Here is a 2611-nt window from a genome sequence, read left to right on the forward strand (position 1 = left end):
ATGTATGTGCGCCCATAAGGGTAGATTTAGAATTGATTAAATAGCACTAATCTAGGTTAGCTCACGAAAGACCTATTACCAATCACCTCACCTAGAAGGGAAACCTAAAGGGGAAAACAGCATGGTGATAAAGTCATAAGTTGGTCAACTACTAAGATCACGACTGAATGGCAAGGTAAAACTCATAAATAAGGATGAAGGCTACTCTGCTTGAATGATAGACCAAGGGTGGTCAGCGATACGAGTAATGAAAGGTAGTTGATACATTACTAGGGAACAAGGTTATAAAGAGGATAGTTTAGGTCGTACATATAAGCTATCAGTGAGTCTCTCCCTCCCAGCCACAGTAAGTGGAAAAAGGTCGAACGTCACATCCGACATTATGAAAGCTATTCTTTATCTATCTAAATGGGGATTGCCTAAGTTGGGATGCCACCGGCATACATGCGAATTTGGCTATGAAGAATGACACCAAGTTACTAACAAGGTGTGTGACTTCTGAATACCCAATAAGGCAACGGAGCCTTCATAGTAGTCCGAGCTAGGGAAAGCCTAGTACATGGCGAAGGAAGGCAACTTATCCGGTCTAAAACAAAATTGGAAGGTGTGTGAGACACAATGAGAAATCCAAATGCAGTATTAGACAATCTGAATAAAAAAACAATTAACCCAGCTTATAAATTTGAACGTCTGTATCGAAATCTATATAACCAGGAGTTCTACTTTGCAGCATATCAAAAAATATATGCAAAAGAAGGGAACATGACTAGAGGAACAGATGGGCATACCATTGATGGTATGAGTTTGGAACGTATCGATAAAATTATTGAAAGAATTAAAAACCAAAGTTATCAACCAGCTCCATCTCGCAGAGTATATATCAGTAAGGGGCAAAATAGGGGAAAGAGGCCTTTAGGGATACCCTCTATAGATGATAAATTAGTTCAAGAAATCGTAAGAAACATCCTAGAAGCTGTTTTCGAACCGACCTTTTCTAACAATTCTCATGGATTTAGACGTAATCGCAGTTGTCATACAGCACTAACACAAGCAACTAAAATCTTCAAAGGAGTTAAGTGGTGGGTAGAAGGTGATATCAAAGGCTTCTTTGACAATATTGACCATCACATTTTGATTAAACTGCTAAAAAGAAAAATTAAAGATGAAAAATTCATTAATTTAATCTGGAAATTTCTTAGAGCGGGTTATTTAGAGGATTGGAAATTCAATAATACTTATAGTGGCACTCCACAGGGAGGAATAATCAGCCCAATTCTATCAAATATTTATCTAAATGAACTTGATAAGTATATCGAAGAGTATAAAACACTATTTGATAAAGGCACACGCCGACAAAACAACATAGTATATACCCAAAAATATAAGCGACTTTGGTATTTAAAAAAGAAATTCGCAGATAGAAAAGTACTGGCTCCACACAATGAATTAACTGAGATTACAAGTGAAGTGAAAAGGCTTCAAAAAGATATACGTACAATGAGTTCAGTAGAATTAATGGATTCTAGCTTTAAGAGAATTCAATATGTACGATATGCCGATGATTTCCTAATAGGGATAATTGGTTCAAAACAGGATGCAGAAGAAGTAAAGAAAGACCTTACGGCTTTTCTAAAGAATAAACTAAATCTTGAACTATCATCAGAGAAAACACTCATTACACACGGCAAAATGAAAGCGAGATTCCTTGGATACGATGTAACTATAAGTAACCTTCAGGCTGTATACAAAGGCTCAAACAGTAGAATAGCCAAAAGGTATGCATCAAACAAGTGCGAAATTTACATGCCTAAGGAAAAATGGATTGGAAAACTTAAGGAGCTCAAAGTTCTTAAAATCGAAAAAGATAGTAGTTGGAAGTCTATTCATAGGGCCGAATTAATAAACTCCGACAATTTAGAAATTCTAAGTATATACAATAGTGAAATTAGAGGTTTATATAATTATTATAAACTAGCAAAAAATGTACACAGCCTACAGAAGTTTCGCTACATTATGAAATTCAGCATGGTAAAAACTTTTGCAAACAAATACAAACTATCAGTCAGCAAAATAATGAAAAAGTTTAATCATGAAGGCAATTTTAGAATTTCTTACACGACTAAAACTGGTCAGAAGCATAGATATTTCTATAATGAACCTTTGAAAAGGGTTTATGAAAATCCAACTACTAATAAAGAAATAGATATCGTTCCAAATACTATGATATATGCAGGACGCAATAGTCTAATCAGACGCCTTCAGGCTAGTAAATGTGAGTGGTGTCAAACTGAAAACACCGCTATCGAAATGCATCATGTTAAAAAACTCAAAGAACTAAAAGGAAAACAACTTTGGGAAAGAATCATGATAGCTCGCAACCGCAAGACACTAGCATTGTGTAAAAAGTGTCATGTTGACCTGCACGCTGGAAGGTTAGATTGAAATTCAGAGGATAAGTGGAGAGCCGTATACATGGAAACATGTACGTACGGTTCGGAGGGGAGCGTTTGAAAACCTATCACAGTAATGTGAAAAGGCGTTGGGCGCTTACCCTACGATGATGTAGAACGTGTCCATCGTATGCATAAACTGTTAAAAGTACAGGTGGAAA

1 protein-coding gene is annotated in these 2611 nt (G+C 36.2%); it reads left to right on the forward strand.

Going from position 1 to position 2611, the window contains the following annotated elements:
* Nucleotides 1-618 precede the first annotated feature (618 nt).
* Entirely contained in the window at nt 619-2442 is a 1824-nt protein-coding gene (locus MR155_RS30850) for a reverse transcriptase/maturase family protein (RefSeq protein ID WP_098596447.1), read from the forward strand.
* Nucleotides 2443-2611 lie beyond the last annotated feature (169 nt).

The organism is Bacillus cereus group sp. BfR-BA-01331, assembly GCF_022663915.1.
In the GTDB taxonomy this organism is placed as follows: Bacteria; Bacillota; Bacilli; order Bacillales; family Bacillaceae_G; genus Bacillus_A; species Bacillus_A mycoides.

What these genes read in the sequence shown, in the direction of transcription:
- MR155_RS30850 (WP_098596447.1), top strand. Translation starts at nt 619, where the DNA reads ATGAGAAATCCAAATGCAGTATTAGACAATCTGAATAAAAAAACAATT.